This window comes from Paraperibacillus marinus, from assembly GCF_046237605.1.
GTDB classification, from domain to species: Bacteria; Bacillota; Bacilli; order Bacillales; family DSM-1321; genus Paraperibacillus; species Paraperibacillus marinus.
This window is the reverse complement of the sequence record NZ_CP143542.1, coordinates 1704913-1727542: the sequence shown is the minus strand read 5'-3', so window position 1 is coordinate 1727542 and position 22630 is coordinate 1704913. Positions and strand designations below refer to the sequence as shown.

The 22630-nt window shown below is 48.1% G+C and carries 15 protein-coding genes and 1 riboswitch; all 15 genes read right to left on the bottom strand.

The features are described from left to right. Nucleotides 1-40: 40 nt before the first annotated feature. Nucleotides 41-997 carry a hypothetical protein gene (locus V1498_RS08780; RefSeq protein ID WP_409298315.1) on the bottom strand — a complete coding sequence of 319 codons (957 nt, stop codon included), beginning with the start codon at nucleotides 995-997 and terminating at the stop codon, nucleotides 41-43. Continuing rightward, on the bottom strand, nucleotides 978-2135 hold the full coding sequence (locus V1498_RS08775; protein ID WP_409298314.1) for a DUF58 domain-containing protein: 1158 nt from the start codon (nucleotides 2133-2135) through the stop codon (nucleotides 978-980). The genes V1498_RS08780 and V1498_RS08775 overlap by 20 nt, the downstream gene beginning before the upstream one ends. Then, nucleotides 2132-3064 (bottom strand): AAA family ATPase, encoded by a 933-nt coding sequence (locus V1498_RS08770; RefSeq protein ID WP_409298313.1) that lies wholly within the window; start codon nucleotides 3062-3064, stop codon nucleotides 2132-2134. The genes V1498_RS08775 and V1498_RS08770 overlap by 4 nt, the downstream gene beginning before the upstream one ends. A 429-nt stretch (nucleotides 3065-3493) precedes the next feature. Continuing rightward, nucleotides 3494-4762: a 2-oxoglutarate dehydrogenase complex dihydrolipoyllysine-residue succinyltransferase gene (gene odhB, locus V1498_RS08765; RefSeq protein ID WP_409298311.1), complete on the bottom strand. Its 1269-nt coding sequence runs from the start codon at nucleotides 4760-4762 to the stop codon at nucleotides 3494-3496. 16 nt (nucleotides 4763-4778) lie between these two features. Next, a complete protein-coding gene (gene sucA, locus V1498_RS08760; protein ID WP_409298310.1) occupies nucleotides 4779-7625 on the bottom strand; it encodes a 2-oxoglutarate dehydrogenase E1 component in 2847 nt (948 codons plus the stop codon). 361 nt (nucleotides 7626-7986) lie between these two features. Next, nucleotides 7987-8817 (bottom strand): GNAT family N-acetyltransferase, encoded by an 831-nt coding sequence (locus V1498_RS08755; RefSeq protein ID WP_409298308.1) that lies wholly within the window; start codon nucleotides 8815-8817, stop codon nucleotides 7987-7989. A gap of 57 nt (nucleotides 8818-8874) precedes the next feature. After that, nucleotides 8875-10152 carry an imidazolonepropionase gene (gene hutI / locus V1498_RS08750; RefSeq protein ID WP_409298306.1) on the bottom strand — a complete coding sequence of 426 codons (1278 nt, stop codon included), beginning with the start codon at nucleotides 10150-10152 and terminating at the stop codon, nucleotides 8875-8877. Then, the gene (gene hutU, locus V1498_RS08745; protein WP_409298304.1) at nucleotides 10152-11843 is read right to left on the bottom strand and encodes a urocanate hydratase; all 1692 of its coding nucleotides are present in this window, start codon (nucleotides 11841-11843) and stop codon (nucleotides 10152-10154) included. The genes hutI and hutU overlap by 1 nt, the downstream gene beginning before the upstream one ends. A 27-nt stretch (nucleotides 11844-11870) precedes the next feature. Continuing rightward, on the bottom strand, nucleotides 11871-13382 hold the full coding sequence (gene hutH / locus V1498_RS08740) for a histidine ammonia-lyase (protein WP_409298303.1): 1512 nt from the start codon (nucleotides 13380-13382) through the stop codon (nucleotides 11871-11873). Nucleotides 13383-13468: 86 nt separating this feature from the next. After that, nucleotides 13469-13918, bottom strand: coding sequence for a hut operon transcriptional regulator HutP (gene hutP / locus V1498_RS08735; RefSeq protein ID WP_409298301.1), 450 nt, complete (start codon nucleotides 13916-13918; stop codon nucleotides 13469-13471). A 147-nt stretch (nucleotides 13919-14065) separates the two neighbouring features. Next, complete coding sequence (metH, locus tag V1498_RS08730; RefSeq protein WP_409298299.1) at nucleotides 14066-17509, bottom strand: methionine synthase; 3444 nt, start codon at nucleotides 17507-17509, stop codon at nucleotides 14066-14068. After that, entirely contained in the window at nucleotides 17502-19349 is a 1848-nt protein-coding gene (locus tag V1498_RS08725) for a bifunctional homocysteine S-methyltransferase/methylenetetrahydrofolate reductase (protein WP_409298297.1), read from the bottom strand. The genes metH and V1498_RS08725 overlap by 8 nt, the downstream gene beginning before the upstream one ends. An 84-nt stretch (nucleotides 19350-19433) precedes the next feature. Beyond that, a riboswitch (SAM riboswitch) is annotated at nucleotides 19434-19535 on the bottom strand. A 145-nt stretch (nucleotides 19536-19680) separates the two neighbouring features. Beyond that, the gene (gene yunB, locus V1498_RS08720; protein WP_409298295.1) at nucleotides 19681-20442 is read right to left on the bottom strand and encodes a sporulation protein YunB; all 762 of its coding nucleotides are present in this window, start codon (nucleotides 20440-20442) and stop codon (nucleotides 19681-19683) included. A 70-nt stretch (nucleotides 20443-20512) separates the two neighbouring features. Then, nucleotides 20513-21163 (bottom strand): MOSC domain-containing protein, encoded by a 651-nt coding sequence (locus V1498_RS08715; protein WP_409298294.1) that lies wholly within the window; start codon nucleotides 21161-21163, stop codon nucleotides 20513-20515. 250 nt (nucleotides 21164-21413) lie between these two features. Beyond that, a complete protein-coding gene (locus V1498_RS08710; RefSeq protein WP_409298292.1) occupies nucleotides 21414-22577 on the bottom strand; it encodes a trans-sulfuration enzyme family protein in 1164 nt (387 codons plus the stop codon). Nucleotides 22578-22630: the final 53 nt, after the last annotated feature.

Here is a 22630-nt window from a genome sequence, read left to right as displayed (position 1 = left end):
TGTACCCTTAACCGGAAAGGAACAGTCATTTCCACTTCAATTATTCTTTTAAGGAAGCCAATTTGTTCATCTCCTGTTTAAATAGCCTGGCATCATGGCTCCCCGCTGGGCTGTCATTGTACCTGGTCTGGCTGTAGGTGGCAATGAGGAATTCAGTGTCCACTTTTTCTGAACAATCCATGCTTAACCGGGATACCCACGAAGCAAACGTTTCCCCGCTCATCCTTCCGTACCTTCCTGACAATTTCTTTTCAAAGGAGTATACAATTTTTCGGACTGAGTCCTTCGGAGGTCTCTTCGATCCTGAAATACCGAGCCCCTTCGCGTTTACCTGATCGCTTCCAAGAATGGAGTTCCTGCTTTCAACGGGGTCCGCTCCGTTTCTTTTCTTTTTCTTATACTGAATATAAAGGAAGATAAAGAAGGCAGCACCAAGGGTGATGAAGATGATATACGTCCATAGTCCTCCATCTGTAGAGTTAGTAAGATCCTGCTGATATTTGGGCATCTTTGCCGACATTGCCTGCATACGTTCCGAACGTTCCCGTTCACTCTCTCCTGAAAACAGATTAAAGAGGAACATCAGCGGCCGGGCTAATAAATTGGCAATCAGGTAAGCAGCCCCGCTTACAAGAAATTTAATGATTCCTGCTGCGATCGGCCACAGCCAGATACTTAAGAAGCCTGCTGCCGCAGCCGCAAGAATCCCCCCTACCCGTATCATGCCAAGGTGTTTCGTCCTGCTGCTGCTGTACATATGGAAAAGCGATAATGCGGCAAGGAAGCACCATTCCCAAAGCGCAGGCAATTGCTGCCGCAGCAGGAGTGCCCCTCCCAGGAAGGCTATATATACAGAAAGCCGGGGCAGCCGTTTGAGACGAAGATACATGAGGGCGTAATACACTGAAAAACCTGCTGCGAAGTAAAAGACATGACCTTTTGCCAGAACCAGGAACAATACAAAGTGAATAATAAAATCAAACAGCAGAGAGAGCATGTTTTCCCCCTCCGATCAATAATCCGTCCTTTGTCACTGTCCTGACATACCCGCCCTGCCTGTTGGCAGAATGCTCACCGATCCAGATGGTTATGTTATCAGACGCCCTTTTTGAGGAAACAAATTGATTAAAGTACTCCTGGGTCAGCAGCTGCCCCTCCTCGCTTATCATGGCCAGCGTCTCCAGACAATGAAGGAAATGGCGGCTGCCTTCATTCAAATGGATCTGTATGGGTTCGCCCTGGGAGCTTATGTTAATGAACAGCTCATACGGAATTTTTTTGCCGCTCAGGAATTTGCACAAAAAGGCTGTATAAGAGATAAAATCCTCCATATTTGCATGGAAATAATAGGATGCCGGAGCAGTAAGATAGAGACAGAGTGTAAACCCCTTCTGTATGACAGGCTGATATTTTTTGGAGATCAGTTCTCCGCTGCGGGCGCTTGCCTTCCAGTGGATCTGCCGGAACCCCTCCGCCTCATATTTTTTCACACCTGCAATCGATAGTTCATCCTTATGCAGGGAAAATGAAGCGGCTGTGCTTCCCTGGGTAATCTTGTTAATTTCTTCTATGCCGGCTACAGGTTTTATCTCCGGATAAACAAGCAGCTCCTGCCTGAGACGGTGGACAGGCGGGTAATGGATGCTTGATAGATTGAATAAATCATAGAGTATGACTTCTGCATCCTGAATATAATATATGCCCCTATGAAGGGCGGTAACTTCCCGCCCCCAGCTGACTGCCTTTCCTGGCGGCAGAGACAAATATTGTGACAGATGATTAAGCTCCCCTCCCTCTTTGCCGCTGTCGTTCAGCACCAGGCTTCTGCTTATTGTGAAATTGATCTTTGCCTGCGGGATGGGAAGTTTTCCTCTATTGGAAATAGTGAATGCCAGATTCGCCCCTTCGCCGGGAAACATCCGTATTTTCTTTGGGTCATCGACAAAATGGACCTTATCCAGCACATAAGTATTGTAAAGTTTCAGGAGAATCACTAAAACATAGTAGAGTGAGAACACAAAAAGCAGCATAGGAATAGGAAAGTACAGGGCACAGAATATCGCCAGCGGAACTGTGGTCATCACTGCCCCTGAGCCAAACAGGTAAACATGTTCTATGATGGGCTTCTGCTTCATCTGGCAATCTCCACGGGCACATCCACTTCTTTTAGGATATCTTCAATCAATTCCTTTGGTGTAGTCCTGATCGAGCCGTCCATGGATAAGGTCAGCCTGTGCGCTGCTACATAAGGGAAGGTGAAGTGAACATCATCCGGTGTACCATAATCCCTGCCAAGAAGAACGGCCCTTGCCTGCACACAGCGCATAAAGCCGAGGGTTGCACGAGGGCTCAGTCCCTGAGAGATCCATTCATGTGACCGGGTTGCCGTGACGAGCTTAAGGAGATAGTCCTCTACTGCTTCAGAAAGATACACATTTTTTGTGGTTTCCTGCAGCTCGAGCAGCTCATCTATTCCAATACAGGCCTCCAGGCTGTCAAGGGGCTGGTTTGTCCTGAATTTCCTCATAATCATTTTTTCATCTTCAAAAGAAGGATAACCCATGGGTATACACATCAAGAAGCGGTCGAGCTGCGCCTCTGGCAGCGGAAAAGTGCCGTGTGATTCAATAGGGTTCTGGGTGGCAATAACTATGAACGGCTTTGGCAGCGGCATGGTGTTTTTTTCTATAGTGATCTGCCGTTCCTCCATTGCCTCTAAAAGACTGGACTGCGTCCTTGGCATCGCCCTGTTGATTTCATCTGCCAGCAGTATATTGGCATAGATCGGCCCGATTCTTGTTTCAAACTGGCTGACAGCAGGATTGAAGAACTCGAGACCCGTGATATCACCTGGAAGAACATCAGGCGTAAATTGTATTCTTGAAAAGATGCCCCCAATACTTTTGGCAGTGGACTTTGCAAGTACTGTCTTTCCGGTCCCTGGCACATCTTCCAGGAGTACATGGCCGTTGGCCAGGAGTGCCTGAAGAATTAAATCAATCACTTCTCCTTTTCCTACCAATACCTTTTCAATATTCGCCTTAATATCTGTAATTGTCGTCATTGACCCAACCTGCCTTTTCTATTTATAAAAATTTTCCAAATTTTTATATTATTATCTCTTACAGGAACCGTTGAATCAAGGATTTTTCAGACGAATTTAATATATTCACCCTGTGAATTATTCTTCTGTTAGTAAGAAATCTCTCTGCTGCCTGTATCATTGCCAGCAAAAAAAGGACAGGCCCCAAACGCTGAAATAAGCGTTTTGGGGCCTGCCATATGTTTTTGTGGAAAAGGGGCGGAGCTGCATGTATCATAAGGCCTTGTGCAGCTGAGTGTAAACATCATTTATTTTACTGGCATTCCTGCCTGGGCCTTACTCCGCTCCACCGCCTTATTGTGTTTGTTCCTGCTCTTGTCCAGGTTGCTTTCCATGCATGGGCTGCGAGTAGAAACCTCATGCTGGTTTTATTGGAACATCTAAGTCAGATCAGCCTTCAAGCAATAAAGCTTCTGGGTCTTCCAGTAGTTCCTTGACCTTTACCAGGAAGCTTACTGCTTCCTTCCCGTCAACAATACGGTGGTCATATGATAACGCAAGATACATCATTGGACGGTTTTCCATTCTTTCATCGTCGATCGCGACAGGACGAACCTGGATTTTGTGCATCCCCAAAATCCCAACCTGAGGAGAGTTCAAGATTGGTGTAGAAAGAAGGGAACCGAAAGTGCCGCCGTTGGTAATGGTGAACGTTCCTCCCGTTAAATCAGAAACAGCAAGCTTTTTAGATCTTGCTTTATTGGCTAATGCACCGATTTCTTTTTCAATATCCGCAAAAGTCATCTTGTCAGCATCACGTACGACTGGAACGACAAGTCCATCTTCAGCTGATACGGCAATGCCGATATCATAGAACTTTTTGATGACTAATTCGTCACCCTGAATCTCAGCATTCAACAGCGGGAACTTTTTAAGGGCTCCCACCACTGCTTTTGTGAAGAAACTCATGAAGCCGAGCTTAACATCATTATTCTTTAAGAAAGCATCTTTTCTTTTATTGCGCAGGTTCATGATGGCCGTCATGTCTACTTCATTGAAAGTAGTCAGCATAGCAGCTGTGTGCTGTACTTCTACCAGCCTTTTTGCAATCGTCTGGCGTCTGCGTGACATTTTTTGTCGTTCCACCGGCTTGGCTGGATTTTCAGCGGCCTGCTGCTGCGGTGCGGCCGCCTTTGGTGCAGGTGCTTCCGCGCGGACAGGCTCTGCCTGGCGGCCGTCGAATGACGCTACATCCTGCACCCGTACCCGGCCAAGCGGATCTGGAGTAGGAACCGTATCAAGGCTGATCCCTTTTTCACGTGCAAGCTTTCTCGCCGCTGGAGATGCGATGGATTTATGCGGTTTTGGCGAGGGCTGTGCCTCTCCGGAGTTTACTTTATCCTGAATGACTGCTTCAGGCTCTGTTTTTTGTTCTGCTGGAGCTGCTGCAGAGGAAGCCGGCGCTGATGTGCCCGAACCTTCTGCACCTTCTCCGACCACTGCTATTGCTTCCCCTACTTTTACTGTGTCCCCTTCTTCAAAAAGCTGCTTGGACAGCACTCCATCATAATCAGATATAATCTCAACATTGACTTTATCTGTTTCCAGTTCTACGATGTATTCTCCCTTTTGGACTTGATCGCCCGGCTGTTTCAGCCACTGGGCAATCGTTCCCTCTGAGATTGATTCTGCTAATTCTGGTACAATAATTTCGGCCATGAGTACTCTCCCCTTTTTAATTGCGAGTTAACGTTGTATCGATAATTCTATGCTGTTCCTTCTTATGGACATTCGGATCTCCCTCAGCCGGGCTTGAACGCCTTTTACGGCCCACATACTGTACCTTCACACCATCGGGTGCGGCAGTGGCGAGACGCGGCTCGACAAAGCTCCAGGCTCCCATGTTCTTCGGTTCTTCCTGTGTCCAGTATATTTCCTTGAGATTCTTAAAGCTTGACAGGAACTTCTGGATTTCTTCGAATGGGAATGGATAGATTTCTTCCAGCCTGATGATATGAAGCCAGTCAGTATCTTCTTTCCCTTTCACGCTGTCCGAAAGGTCGATGGCCATTTTGCCTGTGCTGAAAACGATGCGTTCAACTGCATCAGCATTCTTTCCAAGCAGCGGCTCTTCCATGAAGGACTTGAATTCACCCTCAGAGAACTCAGCCGGAATGGAAGATGTCAGCGGATTTCTGAGAAGGCTCTTTGGTGCCATGATTACAAGCGGTCTTACTTCTTCCATTTTGAGGATGGCAGCCTGCCTCCTTAAGATATGGAAATATTGAGCGGCTGTGGAGAGATTGGCAACTGTCCAGTTATTTTCTGCAGCCAATTGCAGGAATCTCTCAAGTCTTCCGCTGGAGTGTTCAGGACCCTGTCCTTCATATCCGTGCGGAAGGAGCATGACCAAGCCGGATTTTTGTCCCCATTTAGCCCTTCCAGCAGATATGAACTGGTCAAAAACAACCTGGGCCACATTGGCAAAATCTCCATACTGCGCTTCCCAGAGAACCAGGGTTTCTGGAGAATAGATGTTATAGCCATATTCAAAGCCGAGTACTGCCGTTTCAGTCAGCGGGCTGTTATGGATGGCAAAGGACGAATTCACCATGCTGAGCGTATGGAGCGGTGAATGCTTTTTCCCGTTTTCATAATCATGCAGCACCAGGTGGCGATGGGCGAAGGTTCCTCGTTCTGAATCCTGCCCGGTCAGGCGAATTGGTGTGCCGTCAGCAAGGATGCTTGCGAATGCAAGGGTCTCGGCCTGAGCCCAGTCTACTTTGCCGTTTTCCTTGAAAGCATCCAGGCGTCTTGACAGGATTTTCTCAAGCTTTTTCATGATCTTAAATTCTTTTGGCCACTGCACGAGCTCATCGTTGATCTGCTGCAATGTTTCCAGCGGCACGGCAGTCGGGATTTTCGGAAGCCCGTTTTCCACGGTATCAGGCGGCACCAGGTCTTCTGGTGTTTCTTTTTTGTTCTTTGTATCAACCTTACTGTATGCTTCCTTCAGCCTGTTTTCTACACCCGTTTTTATCTCCTGAGCCTTCTGTCCGTCAAGCACGCCTGCATCCAGCAGCCTCTTGGAATACAGCTCGGTGATTGTAGGATGTTTATGGATCAGGTTGTACATTTGTGGATTCGTGACCAGCGGTTCATCCATTTCGTTATGTCCGAATCTTCTATATCCGATTAAATCAATCAAGAAATCCTTTTTAAATTTCCTGCGATATTGATAGGCGAGCTCCACTGCAGCGATGCAGGCTTCCGGATCATCCGCATTAACGTGTACAATCGGGACCTCAAACCCTTTGGCAAGATCGCTTGCATATTTTGTGGAGCGGGAGTCTTCACTCTCAGTGGTAAATCCAATCATATTGTTTGTAATGATATGGACCGTTCCGCCGGTTTTATACCCTTTCAGGCCGCTGAGGTTCAGCGTTTCTGCCACGATTCCTTCACCAGGGAAGGCGGCATCGCCATGAATGATGATGGCCAATGACTTTTCATCATCCTGAGCCGGATACCCTGCCTCTGTCCTGTCATCCTGTGCAGCCCTTGTGAAACCTTCCACAATCGAACCTACGAACTCAAGATGGCTCGGATTATTGGCTAGCGTGATACGGGCTTTTACAGTGCTTTCATCCTTAATCTGCCTGTCTGCACCCAGATGGTATTTCACATCTCCCGTCCAGCCGAAGTTGATTCCAATGGAGCCTTCAGATGGAACCAGTTCCTTGTTAGGCGCATGCTGGAATTCCGAAAAGATGACTTCATATGGTTTTCGGAGCACATGGGCCAGAACGCTCAGCCGGCCGCGGTGAGCCATGGCGATATTGATGCTTTCTGTTCCGCTCTGAACTGCTTCTGAGATGACTTCATCCAGGACAGGTACCAGTGTATCAAGTCCTTCGATGGAGAATCGCTTCTGTCCGACGAAAGTTTTGTGCAGGAATTTTTCAAATCCTTCTACTTCACTCAGCCTTTTGAATAGGCCGATTTTTTCATCACTGTTAAGGTCGCGGAAGATCCGGCCGGACTCGACCATTTCATTCAGCCAGTATTTTTCTTCAAGATCATTAACATGATTGAATTGGAAGGCTATTGTTTTTGAATAGGATTCCTTTAGAAATTTAATCGCCTCGTAGCCGTCCTTGATGTTTTTCGGCAGGTACGGGCTGATCAGTTCAGCCGGGATGCCCTTCAGGTCCGCCTCTGTCAGGTTATAGCTGGAAATTCTGATCACGTCATTTTCCTTTGGAACTTCATTCAAAGGATAGATATTTGCCGCCAGATGTCCATAGGCACGGATGTTTTCTGCCAATTGGACCGCAGACATCACCTTTTTCATCATATCCGCACTCAGCGGAACGCCATGCGGTCCCTGCTGTGCGGCCGGCTGGCCCGCAGCTGGCACAGCTGCTTCCGGGGAGCCCCATGTTTCAAATAATTCTTTTAAATCTGAGCCGACAGACTCGGAATCATCAAGAAAGAGGTCATACTGCTCCAGTACATAGCCAAGGTTCGGCCCTGAGAGACCTTTCCAGGGATTCAGGTCCGCTGATTTTATGTTGGTCATTTTCAAACCCCCAACCATTCCATTAAGTATTTTCATGCGCAATATCCCTTAAAGAATTTATACCCTTCATTCGTTCTACTAAAAATCTCTTATTAAGTTATATAACAATAGTAATTGAATAAGTAATTATTCTTAAAATTCGAAGGATAAAACGTTTACAAGGGTATTTTACACCTTTCGACACACATATTCAAAGGAAAAAGTATTAAAGTCCTCTTAAATTAAGCATTATATCATTCTGTATTTTCGCTATTTTCTGAACATTAAAAAAACAAAGCGAAAATCAAGTAGATTTCTCGCTTTGCATGTTAATCTGTTATATATTACAGCCTGATACTGACAGCTATTATACTTCAATACTTTAAGAAAATTTCAGCGACACGGAATCGCAAACAGGCTGATACCCAATTTTAATATATAAACCGTTAGAAACCGGATTGCTGAGATCGGTATATAGGCAGCAGTATTTCCTGTCTTCAAGGATTTTTCCGCTGATGCCGCTCACCACGGCCCCTGCAAATCCACGGCTCCTGAGTTCCTTGGGCGTATAGACCAGGGTCACAACTGCTCCCGTTTCTGTTTTTCGCCCTTCCCTTGCCATGGATACAGGTCTGCCATTCGCATCCTCCCAAAGGCAGGTAACTGTCCTGGAGATCATTTCCCTGATTCTTTCTTCTTCGAATAAAACACCCGTCTCTGAGCAGAATTCCCTTATCCATTGATATAAAAGGTCTCCATGGGACGGCCCTGCTTCGATGAGCCTCCCTTCAGGCAGTTTTATAGGATTTAATTTTTCCAGAACATAGATCCTCTGATCCATCACTAAGGAAAGCGGCCTTCCAGTGCGTTTCGACCAGTGCTCTCCAAACTTCCCTGCGGCTTCCTTTTCACCGATAACACCGGGAGGATTAAGCTTTTCGGCCAGCAGCAGATCTGCTGAACGGAAGATCTCTTCATCCCCGACTCCCTTCGCGGCTGTAATAATCAAATTATGAGGCGGTGTCATGAGATAGGCAATTCTGATTCCTTCGTCCGCTTCCGCTGCTGCCATAAAAGGGATTTCTGTGTCCCCTTCTGCCATGAGCCTTTTAAGGAGGCCATATGGAAGGTTATTCACAACCTCTTCTTTCAGATAAAATTCTTTGGTATCTGAATAAAATGCAGGAATGTCTTTGTATATCTTCAGCTTCAATTGAATCCCCCCTCTTTTCCAGAATTATACACAAAGGGGCATATTGTGAATAGTGCTTTATTTGACTAATTGCCCCTTCCTGACTACTGTCCTTCCATTTTTTATAACAGTGTGAGTGTGATTCACTCCATAGGAATATTGAAGCTTGTAAAAGTTCGCCACATCAAAGATTACGATATCTCCTTTTTTCCCGGTCTCCAGTGATCCAATTTCCCTTCCCCGGTCAATGGCATAGGCGGCATTTATGGTCGCTGCAGTGATTACTTCGGCAGGGGACATCCCCATTTTCAGGCAGCCAAGATTCATGATGAAAGGAAGCGATACAGTAGGAGATGACCCAGGATTGAAATCAGTTGAAAGAGCTACCGGAACACCACCATCTATCATTTCTCTCGCATTTGCAAACTCTGCCATCAAAAAATAGGCAGTGCCTGGAAGCAGGACGCCGATCACCCCTTCTTCAGCCATCCTTTTTATTCCTTGCGGGGATGCTTTCAGCAGGTGGTCAGCACTGATGGCCCCGATGTCTGCAGCCAGCTCCGCTCCACCATAGGATTCTATTTCATCAGCGTGTATCTTTGCTTTTAACCCAAGCCTCTGCCCAGCTTCCAATATTCTTCTCGACTGCCCCGGGGTGAACACTCCCCGTTCACAAAAGACGTCATTAAATTCGGCCAGCTTTTCTTCAGCGACCTTCGGGAGCATTTCCTCGATTACAAGACTGACGAATGCCTCTTCATTCCCCCTGTAGCTTTTTGGTACTGCATGGGCACCCATAAATGTGCTGATTATATCAACAGGGTGCTTTTCATGGAGCATCGCGGCCACCTGCAGCTGCTTTTTTTCTGTTTCCCAATCCATTCCGTATCCGCTCTTTGCTTCAAGTGATGTGACACCATGGAGCAGGAACTCATCCAGTCTGCCGGCCGCAGCACTGTACAGCTTTTCAAAGGAGGCCTTCCTGGTTTGTTCTGCCGTGGAGTGGATTCCCCCTCCCGCATTCAGGATTTCCATATAAGAGGCACCGCCGAGCCTCATATTGAACTCTTCCTCCCTTGACCCTGCATGGACAAGATGAGTATGCGGGTCGACCAGGCCCGGCATGACGAGCTTTCCCGAGGCATCGATGACTTCAGCATCTTCCGGAATTCTGTGAATCGCCTCCAGGACTTCCTGATTGCTTCCCGCAAGCTGAATGATTCCGTCCTCTATCCATATAGAACCGCCTTCAACCAAGCCCAGCCGTGACATATCCGAACCTGTCCGCGGAGCGCCGGAGCTGCCTGCAAGTGTTATGAGCTGGGCTGCATTTTGGACGATGAGTGTATGTGCCATCAGCCTTCACCACCATCCTCTTCCTTTTTCAGCATAGGCATTTTAATTCCTTTTTCTCTCGCAGTGTGAATGGCCGCCTCATATCCTGCATCAGCATGCCGCACGACACCCATTCCCGGATCTGATGTCAGAACCCTTCTGAGCCGCACTGCTGCTTCCGGGGTGCCGTCTGCTACGATGACCATGCCGGCATGCAATGAATACCCCATGCCCACACCACCGCCATGGTGTACAGAAACCCAGCTTGCACCTCCCACTGCGTTGATAAGGGCATTGAGTATCGGCCAATCTGCCACTGCATCACTTCCGTCCTTCATCGCCTCCGTTTCCCTGTTGGGCGAAGCCACTGAGCCTGCATCCAGATGGTCCCTGCCTATTACAACCGGTGCACTCACTTTCCCTGAAGCCACAAGATCATTTATAATCACGCCCAGCCTCTCTCTATCCCCATACCCGAGCCAGCAGATTCGGGCAGGCAATCCTTGGAAGGCAATCTTTTCCGAGGCCATCCTGATCCAGTGGCAAAGGTGTGCATCATGGGCAAATTCCTCCAGTATGGCCTCATCGATCATCCTGATATCTTCAGGATCTCCCGAGAGGGCTGCCCAGCGGAAAGGACCTTTGCCTTCACAGAAAAGCGGCCTGATATAGGCGGGGACAAACCCCGGGAAGCTGAAGGCTTCGAGGACTCCTTCGTCCTTTGCCGCCTGCCTGATATTGTTGCCGTAGTCGAAGACGACGGCTCCCATGTTCTTCATCGTAAGCATCGCCTCTACGTGGACCGCCATGCTTTTTTTCGATTTCCTGATGTATTCATCAGGGTCAAGCTCCCTGAGGGAAGCTGCTTCATCCAATGAGAGGCCGATGGGGATATAACCGTTCAGCGGATCGTGGGCTGATGTCTGGTCTGTCAGGATGTCAGGTATGAATCCCATGGCTGCCAAACGCGGCAGAATTTCTGCTGCATTCCCTAATAACCCGATGGAAAGGGCCTTTCCTTCCTTTCTCGCTGCCAGAGCCATGGCCACCGCCTCTCCGGCATCGGAAGCCTTTGTATCCAGATAGGCTGTTTCAATCCGGCGGTCTATTCTGGTTTCATCTGCCTCGATTGCCAGGCATACGCCTTCATTCATTGTGACCGCCAGGGGCTGTGCACCTCCCATCCCGCCAAGGCCTGCCGTCAAGGTAATCGTATGTTTAAGAGAGCCGCCAAAGTGCTGCCGGGCAGCTTCCGCAAATGTCTCATAGGTTCCCTGTACAATCCCCTGGCTCCCTATATAGATCCAGCTTCCAGCCGTCATCTGGCCATACATCATCAGTCCTTTTTTATCAAGCTCATGGAAATGCTCCCAGTCCGCCCATGCCGGTACAAGATTGGAATTTGCAAGCAGGACGCGCGGGGCATCACTGTGGGTCCTGAAGACAGCCACCGGCTTTCCTGACTGAATCAATAAGGTTTCATCATTTTCAAGATTCTTCAGCGTTTGAACAATGGCATCATAACTCTCCCAATTCCTCGCAGCTTTGCCGATACCTCCGTAAACGACCAATTCTGATGGCCGTTCGGCCACTTCCTCATCCAGATTGTTCATAAGCATCCGAATCGCGGCCTCCTGCACCCAGCCTTTTGCCTCGAGTTCAGTACCCCTGCCAGCCCTGATCTTTCTTTCAACTGCAGCTTGATTTTCCATGATTATTCCTCCCTATTCTTTTACTACTCAATAAACTTCCTTTTTCATGTATACCTGGAAGTCCGTCTCCCTCAGCCATGCTGACAGCCTTTCAATGTCCTTTGCAAAATGGCGGTCTTTTACGATTGATGGAACGATTTGTCTTGCTTCATCCCAGACAAGGCCCGTTCTTTTTGCCATTTTGGCCCTTCCTCTGTATTCAGCAGCCTGCATGGCGCAGATCAGTTCTATGGTAAGAACATTCCTTGCATTCTGGATAATTCCGTAGGCATGCCGGGCTGCTATGGTTCCCATGCTCACATGATCCTCCTGATTGGCTGATGATGGAATAGAATCCACACTTGCCGGGTGGGCCAGTGTTTTATTTTCCGAAACAAGAGAGGCGGCCGCGTACTGCATGATCATCGCCCCCGACTGAAGTCCCGGCTGAGGGCTTAAAAACGGCGGCAAGTCGCTCAGATGCGGATTCACAAGCCTTTCAACCCTGCGTTCTGATATATTCGCCAATTCAGCCACTCCGATCTTTAAAAAATCCATGGCAAAGGCAATGGGCTGACCATGAAAATTCCCGCCGGAAATGACTTTATTTCCATCATCGAATATCAAGGGATTGTCGGTGGCTGCATTCATTTCAATCTCCAGCTTTTCTTTTACATAATCCAGCACCTGCCAGGACGCACCGTGAACCTGTGGAATGCATCTTAGAGAATAGGCATCCTGCACTCTTGCTTCACCCTGCCTTGTAGTTAGTCCGCTTCCCGAGAGCCAGGCATTCATCCGCTCGGCCACCGCGGTCTGCTGTGGATAGCCCCTGGCCAGGTGGACGTCTGGATCAAACGCATCAATAATTCCCTGGAGGCCTTCAAATGTGATTGACGCTATAGCTTCTGACTGTATGGCCAGGCTCTCGGCTTCCAGATAGGCAATCGCTCCCATCGCCGTCATTGCCTGTGTCCCGTTGATGAGGGCAAGCCCTTCCTTCGCCTTAAGCTCAATAGGCGGGATGCCTTCTCCCGCAAGTGCAAGGCCGGCGGGCACTACTTCGTTCTTATAAAAGACCTCTCCTTCCCCCATCAGAACCATGGCAAGATGCGACAGCGGAGCGAGATCTCCGCTTGCCCCGAGTGATCCCTGCTGGGGGATAACCGGCGAAATATCCAGATTCACCAGCTGAATCAGCCTCTCGATCACCACCGGCCTGACCCCTGAATATCCCTTAAGGAGGGCGTTTGCCCGAAGGAGGAGCATCGCTCTTGATACAGGCTCCGGAAAAGGCTCACCGACTCCGCAGGCATGTGAAAAAATCAGGTTCACCTGCAGCTCATCCACATCCGAACTGTCAATAAGCATGTCACTGAACTTTCCAAACCCGGTATTGATGCCATAGACGACTTTTTTATCTGCAACAATCGATTCAACTGCGTTTCGACTTTCCGCCGCCCTTTTAAGCGCTTCAGTGGAGGCGGCTGCCTTTTCTTTATGAATGACAACCTGCTTCACTTTTTCCAGTGTCAGTGTTTCCCCGTTCAAAATAACCATCAGACTTCTCTCCTTTAACAAAATAAAGGGACTGTACCACAATAAAGTGATACAGTCCCCTTTTGTCTAATAACTATGGACTGATATTAAATATGATTGATTCCAAGTCCTACTGTTTCATGCTCAAATCCCTTTACAGGAGCGCCTATCGTGCCATAGAGAGCAACCGCAATCCACTCCCCTTCTTCATGGTTCGGGAATGGCCGGCCTCTCAGTACTGCAAACTGAAGGCCGACTGTCCTAAGCAGCTCGCCTAACTGCGCCTGTCCCCTCGTTATTCCGTGAACGGCTTCGATTGAACTGTGATATAAAGAATGGACTTCCCTGTAAAGAGACCCGTCGATGATCCCGCCCCTCTTGGAAGCGGTTTCAATGGCAGCCACGATCTTATGGGTTTCCATCGAACCTACGCGTCCTTTGCAGAATGCATAGCCTTCTCCGGTTAGACTTTGCTTGACCTTTTCTTCTTCCTGTTCATGAATGGATGCCAAAAGGATGGCATTCAAGCCGATTCGATTGCGTTTTATTTGAAGCATATGTGCCTCTTTTCAAATGAAGTTGAATTTTCTAAATTAACTAATAACTAGTTACAGTGTATAGTTCTATATTTTGTCCTGTCAATTGTTTTTGGCAAAAATCGAAAAACCCCCTTCTCAAACAGGAGCAGAGAAGGGGGCATTAGCTTATCGTTCTACATTGAAGTATCTTGCTTCCGGATGGGACACAACAAATGCGGAGACAGATGCCTCAGGTTCCATCATGCAGCCATCTGTCAGGTTTATACCGATTTCCTCGGGACGGAGCAGCCTGAAGAGCTTTTCCTGGTCTTCGAGGTTCGGGCAGGCTGGGTAGCCAAAGGAATAACGCTGCCCTCTATACTTGGCAGAAAACCGCTCCTTCATTGTCATATCTATTGAATCCGGTATGCCCCAGGCATCCCTCATGATATGATGCATCCTTTCAGCAAACCCCTCTGCTGTCTCAAGCGCCACCGCCTGTATCGCATGGCTTTTCAAAAAGTCTCCCTGTTCTTTCCAGCCGGCGGCCAGCCTTCGGATGTCTTTTCCGGCAGAGACCACAAACAAACCGATATAATCCATTTCGCCAGAATCCACACTCTTGACATAATCTGCAAGACAAAGGTAAGGTGCTGACTGCTGGCGCGGGAAATCAAGCACTTCAAGAATCTCCCCCGGATTTTCGCCATTATAAATATACACCTTATTCCCTTGGCTCTGGGCCGGATAAAAACGATAGATTCCATTTACCGAATACTCCTCGCTGTTCATCAGACCGCCCAGCAGAGAATCGACCAGGTCATTCAGAAAGACTGCTTTCTCATCATTTTTCTGGATCAGCTCCTGGACTTTCCCTTTCAAACCGAGATGATGGCCGATCAGCATCTGCTTATTGATATAAGGTACAATCTGCTGAAGTGGATAGTCTTTCAGTACATGTCGATTAAGATCACGAGGTCTCTTTACTTCGAAATCCCTGGAGACCTCTGACCTTGAGGGCACCTTTACTTTTCTTTCAAGCACAGCAGTAGCCTGGGCAGAAGCATTTTGTTTACGCTTTTCACTCACCTGGAAAATGAGCTGATCCCTCTTTTCGGCATCATGCAGCGAATTTGCCAGGCTCAATCCGTCCATGGCATCTTTGGCATACAGCACTGCGCCATTGTATTCAGGCGCGATCTTATTGTCAGTGAACTTTCTGGATAGGGCCGCGCCGCCCACCATGATCGGCAGGTCGATGTTTGATTGTTTAAGATCCTGAGCCGTCAGCACCATCTGCTGTGCGGACTTGACAAGGAGGCCTGACAGGCCGATCACTGTTGGTGAATGGGTTCTTACAGCCTCGATAATCTGCTGGGACGTCACTTTTATTCCAAGATCGACCACATCGAAGCCATTATTGGTCAGGATGATATCGACCAGATTTTTGCCAATATCATGTACATCCCCCTTGACTGTCGCAAGCAGCACCTTCCCTTTCGCACTGCTCTCCTCCGACTTCTCCATAAAAGGCTCTAGATAGGCAACCGCATGCTTCATGGCCTCTGCGCTCTGAAGTACTTCAGCTACAATCAGCTGATTGTCATTGAACAGCCTGCCTACCTCGGCCATGCCTTTCATCAGCGGGCCGTTGATGATAGCCAGCGGTTGATCCCCACGCGCCAGCACCAGTTCAAGATCTTCTATCAGCCCCTGCTTTGTTCCTTCAATGATATATTCGGCAAGTCTCTCGTCTACTGGCAGCTGTTCCTTTGTTTCCTTTTTCTCTGCCTTCTTGTCACGATAAAAATCAGTAAAAACCTGCAATGTTTCTTTAGACGTATTAAAAAGCAGCTCTTCTGCCAGCTGAATTTCTTCCTGGGGGATACTCGCAAACCTCTCAAGCTTCTCAGTGTTCACAATGGCATAGTCAAGTCCCGCTTTGGTGCAGTGGTAAAGGAACACTGCATTGAGTATTTCCCTGCCTCTTGGCGGAAGTCCGAAGGAAACATTACTGATTCCAAGGATGGTCAGTGTTTCAGGAAATGCTTCCTTTATCTCTCTGATGCCCTTGACTGTCTCTGCTGCCGAGCCGATATACTGCTCATCTCCTGTGCCGACAGGGAAAACAAGCGGATCAAAGATAATGTCGGATGGCTGCAAATTATATTTATTGACTAGCAGGTCCAGGGAGCGGCCTGCAATCTCAACCTTCCGCCTGGCATCTACAGCCATGCCTGTCTCATCGATTGTGCCTACCACCACTGCAGATCCGTATTTTTGAATCAAAGGGACCACACTTGCGAACCGTTCTTCGCCGTCCTCGAGATTGATGGAGTTTATGATGCCCTTCCCCTGTGAATGCTTCAAGGCCGTCTCGATAACAGCCTCATCTGTAGAATCGATTACGAGCGGCACCTTTACTTTTTTAACCACTTCCTGGACAAAGAGCTCCATGTCGGATATTTCGTCCCCGTCTGGATCAGCGAGGCAGATGTCAATAACATGCGCACCTTTTTTCACCTGCGCCCTGGCTATTTCCGATGCTTCCTCATAATGCCGGCCGCGGATCAGCTCTTTAAATTTCCTGGACCCGATAACATTTGTTCTTTCACCGACAAATAGGGGTCTCATCGATTCATCATAAATGAGCGGCTCGATGCCTGAGATTCTATGTCCCTGTCCCCTCGGCCCGATTGTCCGGGGCTTAATGTCCCTTAACGCTTCACACATGGCCCGGATATGTGCCGGTGTTGTCCCGCAGCAGCCGCCGGCAATATTGATCCAGCCTTTTTCTGCAAACTGCTTCATCTTCCCCGCAAGGGACTCCGGTGATTCATGGTAATGTCCATCTTCATCAGGCAGCCCTGCATTGGGATAACAGCTCACCGCGGCATCTGATATCCCCGACAGGCTGCGGATATGATCTGTCATGAACTCCGGGCCAGTGGCGCAGTTCAGCCCGATGGCGGCAGGTTTCATGTGTTCACTGGATAAATAGAAGGCTTCAATCGACTGGCCGGCAAGAGTAGTTCCCATCGGTTCAATGGTTCCGGACAAAATGATCGGGATCTCCCTGCCGCAGGAATCAAATGCACGCTTGATTCCTGAATAGGCTGCCTTAACATTCAGCATGTCCTGTGAGGTTTCCACCAGGAGAAGGTCGCTTCCCCCATCGATCAGCCCCCTTGCCTGCTCTTCATATGCATCAGCCATTTTCTCAAAGGTAGTCCCTCCGGTGACAGACAAGGTCTTGGTTGTCGGTCCCATTGATCCGGCTACATAACGCGGCCATCCCGGTTCTGAATACACTTCGGCAGCTTCCTTTGCAATCCTGGCAGACAGCACATTCAGTTCGTATGCCCTTGCCCCGAGATTATATTCATCGAGGACTATGCTTGCTGCCCCAAATGTGTTTGTTTCAATGATATCAGCCCCGGCTTCCAGATAATCCAGGTGGATCTGCTTTATCAAGCCAGGTGCTGTATAGGAAAGATATTCATTGCAGCCTTCATACTCCTCCCCGCCAAAGTCTTCGGCAGAAAGGCCGGCATCCTGGATCATCGTACCCATTGCACCATCCAGGATTAATATTTTTTCCTTAAGTGAATTCCTTAAATCTTTATTCATACACTGTCACCTCTGTTTTTCTAGCTGTATCCAGCCTGCGGATATGCCTGGTGAGTCCGGCTGTCATATCATAGCGTAAAAATGGTGTAATCAAATAAATCCCATTGAACCGCTCCATCGCTTTCTCAACGAGTGACCTGGCTATCGCCTCTCCTTCCCTGGCCGCCTGTACCGGGTCATTGCCGGCACTTGACATGGCCCTCCTCACTGAATCAGGAAGTGATATTCCAGGAACCTCATGATGGATGAATTCTGCATTCCTTGAACTCGTAAGCGGCATGATCCCGATAAATACCGGTGTATCCAGATGTTTCACCGCCTGATATACGTCCTCAATCTGCTCTTCCGAGTAAATAGGCTGTGTCAGGAAGCTCTGGGCACCGAATGAAATCTTCTTTTCCATCCGCTCCACTGCTTTATGGAGATAGCGGACATTTGGATTAAAGGCCGCAGATATTTTGAAATTGGTTTTCTGGCCGAGCGGCTGCCCGGAATAGGACAGCCCTTCGTTGAATTGTTTGATCAGTGCTATCAGGTCAAAGGACGAAACATCATAAACCGAGGTGGCCCCTGGAAAATCCCCGATCTTCGATGGATCTCCAGTGACAACGAGTACTTCATTCAAGCCAAGCGTGGATAACCCCATCAAATGGGATTGCAGTCCGATTAAGTTGTGATCCCTGCATGTGAGATGGATCAGCGGGTTTATGCCGCTCCGTTCTTTAAGCATGGTCCCGAGTGAGATATTGCTTACTCTCGGGGTTGCCAGGGAATTATCAGCCAGTGTGACAGAATCGGCTCCCGCATCACGAAGGCATTCCGCTCCCTCTATAAACCGAGATACGCCGAGCTTTTTGGGGGGATCCAGTTCAACCAGCAGCGTCCTTCTGGCGGCTGCCTTCTGTGCAAGGGAGGGTTCATTGGGTGCAGATGTGCTCTCAAGGACTTCCACCCTCCTTATTTTAAGCTCCTTTTCAAAGACCGGCGGCAACCCCTGGAGCGCCTTTTTGACACTCTCTATATGGAGGGGCGTTGTCCCGCAGCAGCCTCCAATGATTCTGGCACCCTGCTTCCTCAGTTCAAGGGCCTGCTGGCCAAAATACTCAGGATTAGCCTGGTATACTAATCTCCCATCCTCAAAATCGGGCAAGCTTGCATTTGGATAAACCGCAAGAGCCGCTTTTTCAGGGATGGGTGTCTCCTCAAGCGACCGGAGCATATGGTGAGGGCCTAGCCTGCAGTTCACTCCGACCGCATCCGCTCCCTCAGATTCAAGGCGCAGCAGAGCTTCTCCAAGCTGCATCCCATTTTGCAGATACCCGATCTCATGCAGTGATACATTGGAGATGATGGGCAGTGAAGTCTCCTTCCGTGCCAGCTTCAGGACAGAATCCAGTTCCTCAAAATCATAATACGTCTCAAGCAGGATTCCATCAGGGTCTTCCATCAAAAGGCTGTATAGCTGTTCGCGGAAGCTCCTTTTGATTTCTTCAATGCTTAAGTCTGATTTCCGGAAGCTTCTCTGGGCACCTATTGTACCGAATACAAATTGTCCGTCCCCTGCAGCTTTTTTTGCGATCTGCAGGCCCTTCCTGTTAATTCCCGCCACCTCATCCTCCAGCCCGTACCGTTTCAATTTAAAATAGTTCGCACCATATGTATTGGACTGCAGGATGTCAGCCCCGGCAGCTGCATAGGCAGTGTGGATTTTTTCTACCTGTTCAGGATTCAGCAGGTTCAGTTCTTCGTAACAGACATCTATTCCATGTGAATAGAGAAGCGTGCCCATCGCCCCTTCACCTATCAATATCTTATTCTGCAGTTCTTCTCTGAAATTCAATATATAAGCCCCCATTCATGGTGGAGATTCCTATTAAAAAAATAAAAAACCTTCTGTAAGAAGAAGGCTTTTCACCAAGGCATCTCCTTATCTTTCAAGCTGTAAGCTTGCTGGATTTAGCACCATGCCATCCGGCTGGTTGCTGAGGTTTCTTCGGGCCAGTCCCTCCACCTCTCTGGATAAGATTCAATTTTAATGGCAGCTGGCCAGGGCCCCTGCCTTAAATCTATGTTTAGTACAAAGGTTTGCACTTTTCAAAAAATTATTGATTTAAATTTACATGATAGAGAAGAAGATAGCAAGGAAATATGGATAATTCGTTTATTTATTTCTATTTCTTATTATCCGAAGGCTTGATAATGGCAGGTGCAGGTGATTTTCCATCATCACTGTAATAATCGGGGACTTCCCCCGGAATGAAAATGCCTCCCAGGCTTATTTCCTGCTCGACCAGCATTTTTTCTGAATAAGAAGGAATAACAATCTGCACATTGATTTTAAAAAGGGCAAAAAGCTCCAGATATGTATTATTGATGCCGGCATCCGTAAATTTTGTCTTAAAATCCGGTTCCACATTGCCAATCAGGCTCATCTTGACCGGTATTTTCGGTCCCATATTGGCCAGCAGGGAATTATGTGTCACCACTCCAAGCGGAATATGGTAAACCAGGGACTTGAATTTATCGGAGTCCACTTTATCCTTTTTGTCCTTTTCATAAAATTGCTGATCTTCATTGATTCCCAGCTTCCTCTGGATATCCTTCGTTGCCTGGGATCGGATGCTGTTATATATCTTAGGGTTGAAGCTGAAGGCAGGTGTATTGCCGTCTTTTTTAAAATGAACGATGATTAAATCTTCCATATCATGCTCAGAAATATTTTCATCCATCGATTCATTGATCACCTCGGAAGACACCCTTTTGATCTCACTCTTGGCAATATTGATGATGATCGGTTCAATCGCGCGGTCGATGATAACGACCGAAAAGAGACAGGAGAGAATAAAAAGAATGAAGGAATACAGAAAAACAAGACGGGCAGGCAGAGGTCCCTTGAAAGGAGAAAGACTTGACCGGTACTTTTTTCGAAACATAAAAAAACCCCCTTCACCAATATATATGCCAGTACAAGGGACACTATATCAGCGGGTCAGGAGTTTTTATTTACGGACCGGCGTCAAAAGAGCCTGTCCTTTTCAAGAGGCGCTTCTGCCAGTCCCTGGAGAGGCCTTCAGCCTCAAGGACAGCCTTCACTCCCTCTAATCCATCCTTTTTGTTCAGAATTACGTGGCTGGCGTACAGGACGGATATCCTTTCCTGCTTTCTTTCGATCAGCACAATTTCATTGCCTTTCTCAAGGACTCCTTCTTGGAGCACTCTTGCGAAATATCCAGTATAGGCAGTTTCCATCAGCTTCTTTAGAAAAGAAGGTTCTCCGTTCTGCATGGATATAGTCGCACAGGGTATCCTTCCTTCTGTGATCTGGAAGACGCATGTACCTGCTGAATAGACATCGCCAATATATACATTTTCTTCAAGCATCCCGGTAACGGAGGCGTTTTCCCCAAAGGCAGGCAGGGTCAGCTCCCTTCCAAAGGTCTCATTCCATAATCGGTAATGTTCTAAAGGGTACAAACATAATGCACGGTCGGGTCCTCCATGATGTTTTAAATCTGCCTGTTCATCCCCAGCCATGCCGCCGAAGTTCAAGGCTGCCCGTTCTGCCGGGAGCTTGGCGATAGCTGTCTTCATAATCCTTTTTCCATAACCCCGAAGCTGTGACCGTCCGGCATGCAGGGTGACTATTTTTTTCAAAGCCGCTGCCTCCTTTTAGTCTGAAAATTACACGGAAGTCTCCTTCATCTAGCGCTTGTACTATATTATTACCCTATGTTACACTAAATTCACAATATATAGTTTGATTTTTCAGACAACAGACTATATATTGATGAAGGATTTCCTCATCACCGCTCCTTGAGAGCGGTATTTTTATTTCACAGCAAAATATGCCTGCCCCCAAAAGCTTCCATACAGAAAATCTTTTAGGACAGCAGGCAGTGCTTCCTTACTTTTTTGCCCCTGCCGGTTCCTTCGCGGAAGCCAGGACTGCGGACAGATCCTCAATCAAATCTTCTGCGTTTTCAATTCCGACAGAGAGCCTTAAGAGCTTATCCGTAATCCCCCTGGCATCCCTGATCTCCCGGGGGATATCAGCATGTGTCTGGGTGGCAGGATAGGTGATCAGGCTTTCAACTCCTCCCAGGCTTTCAGCGAAACTGATAATCTTTAAGTTTTCCAGAATATGCGGCACAAGCTCCTTATTCTTGACCGTAAAGGAGAGCATCGCCCCGAACCCCTCAGCCTGCCTGCCTGACAATTCATATTGCGGATGATCCTCTAAGCCTGGATAATAAACAGTCTCAATGCTCGGATGTGCTTTTAGAACTTCGGCAATTCTGGCGGCATTTGCCTGCTGTCTGTCCAGGCGGATTCCAAGCGTTTTCATGCCGCGCAGGATCAGCCAGGAGTCCTGCGGTCCGAGTATTGCTCCCGCCCCATTATGAATCTTTGCCATCTTCAAAGACATTTCTTCGTCAGCAGTAACAACCAGCCCAGCCACCGCATCGTTATGCCCGCCAAGATATTTGGTCGCGCTGTGCATGACAATGTCTGCACCAAATTCGATCGGCCGCTGCAGATATGGAGTCATGAACGTGTTATCCACAACCGTTAGAATCCCCCTGTCCCCCGCAAGTGACAAGGCAGCCTTAAGGTCTGTGACTTTCATTAATGGATTGGTTGGAGTCTCGATGAACAGACCCTTCGTATTCTCCTTGAACGCCGCCGTGATTGCCTCTGTGGAAGAGGTATCCACGTAAGTGGCCGTAATTCCATAATGGGAGAAAACCTCTTCAAGGATACGATATGTACCTCCGTATAAATCATCTGAAACGACCAGGTGGTCATTAGGCTTGAAGAGCAGAAGGATGGAGGTGATGGCAGCCATTCCGGAAGCGAAGGCAAACCCTCTATCCCCCTTTTCAAGCGCTGCAATTGCTTCTTCAAGGGCCGTCCTTGTCGGATTTGCTGTCCTTGAATAATCATAGCCTGTGCTCTGCCCAAGGGCAGGGTGGCTGAAAGTAGCACTTTGATAGATGGGAGTGCTTATGGATCCGGTTGATGGATCCCGGTGCATACCTGATTGGACCAGGAGAGTTTCAATTTTCATGTCGTCATCTCTCTTTCATGGATTTTCTCGATGTTTTTGTCATGCAAAAAAGC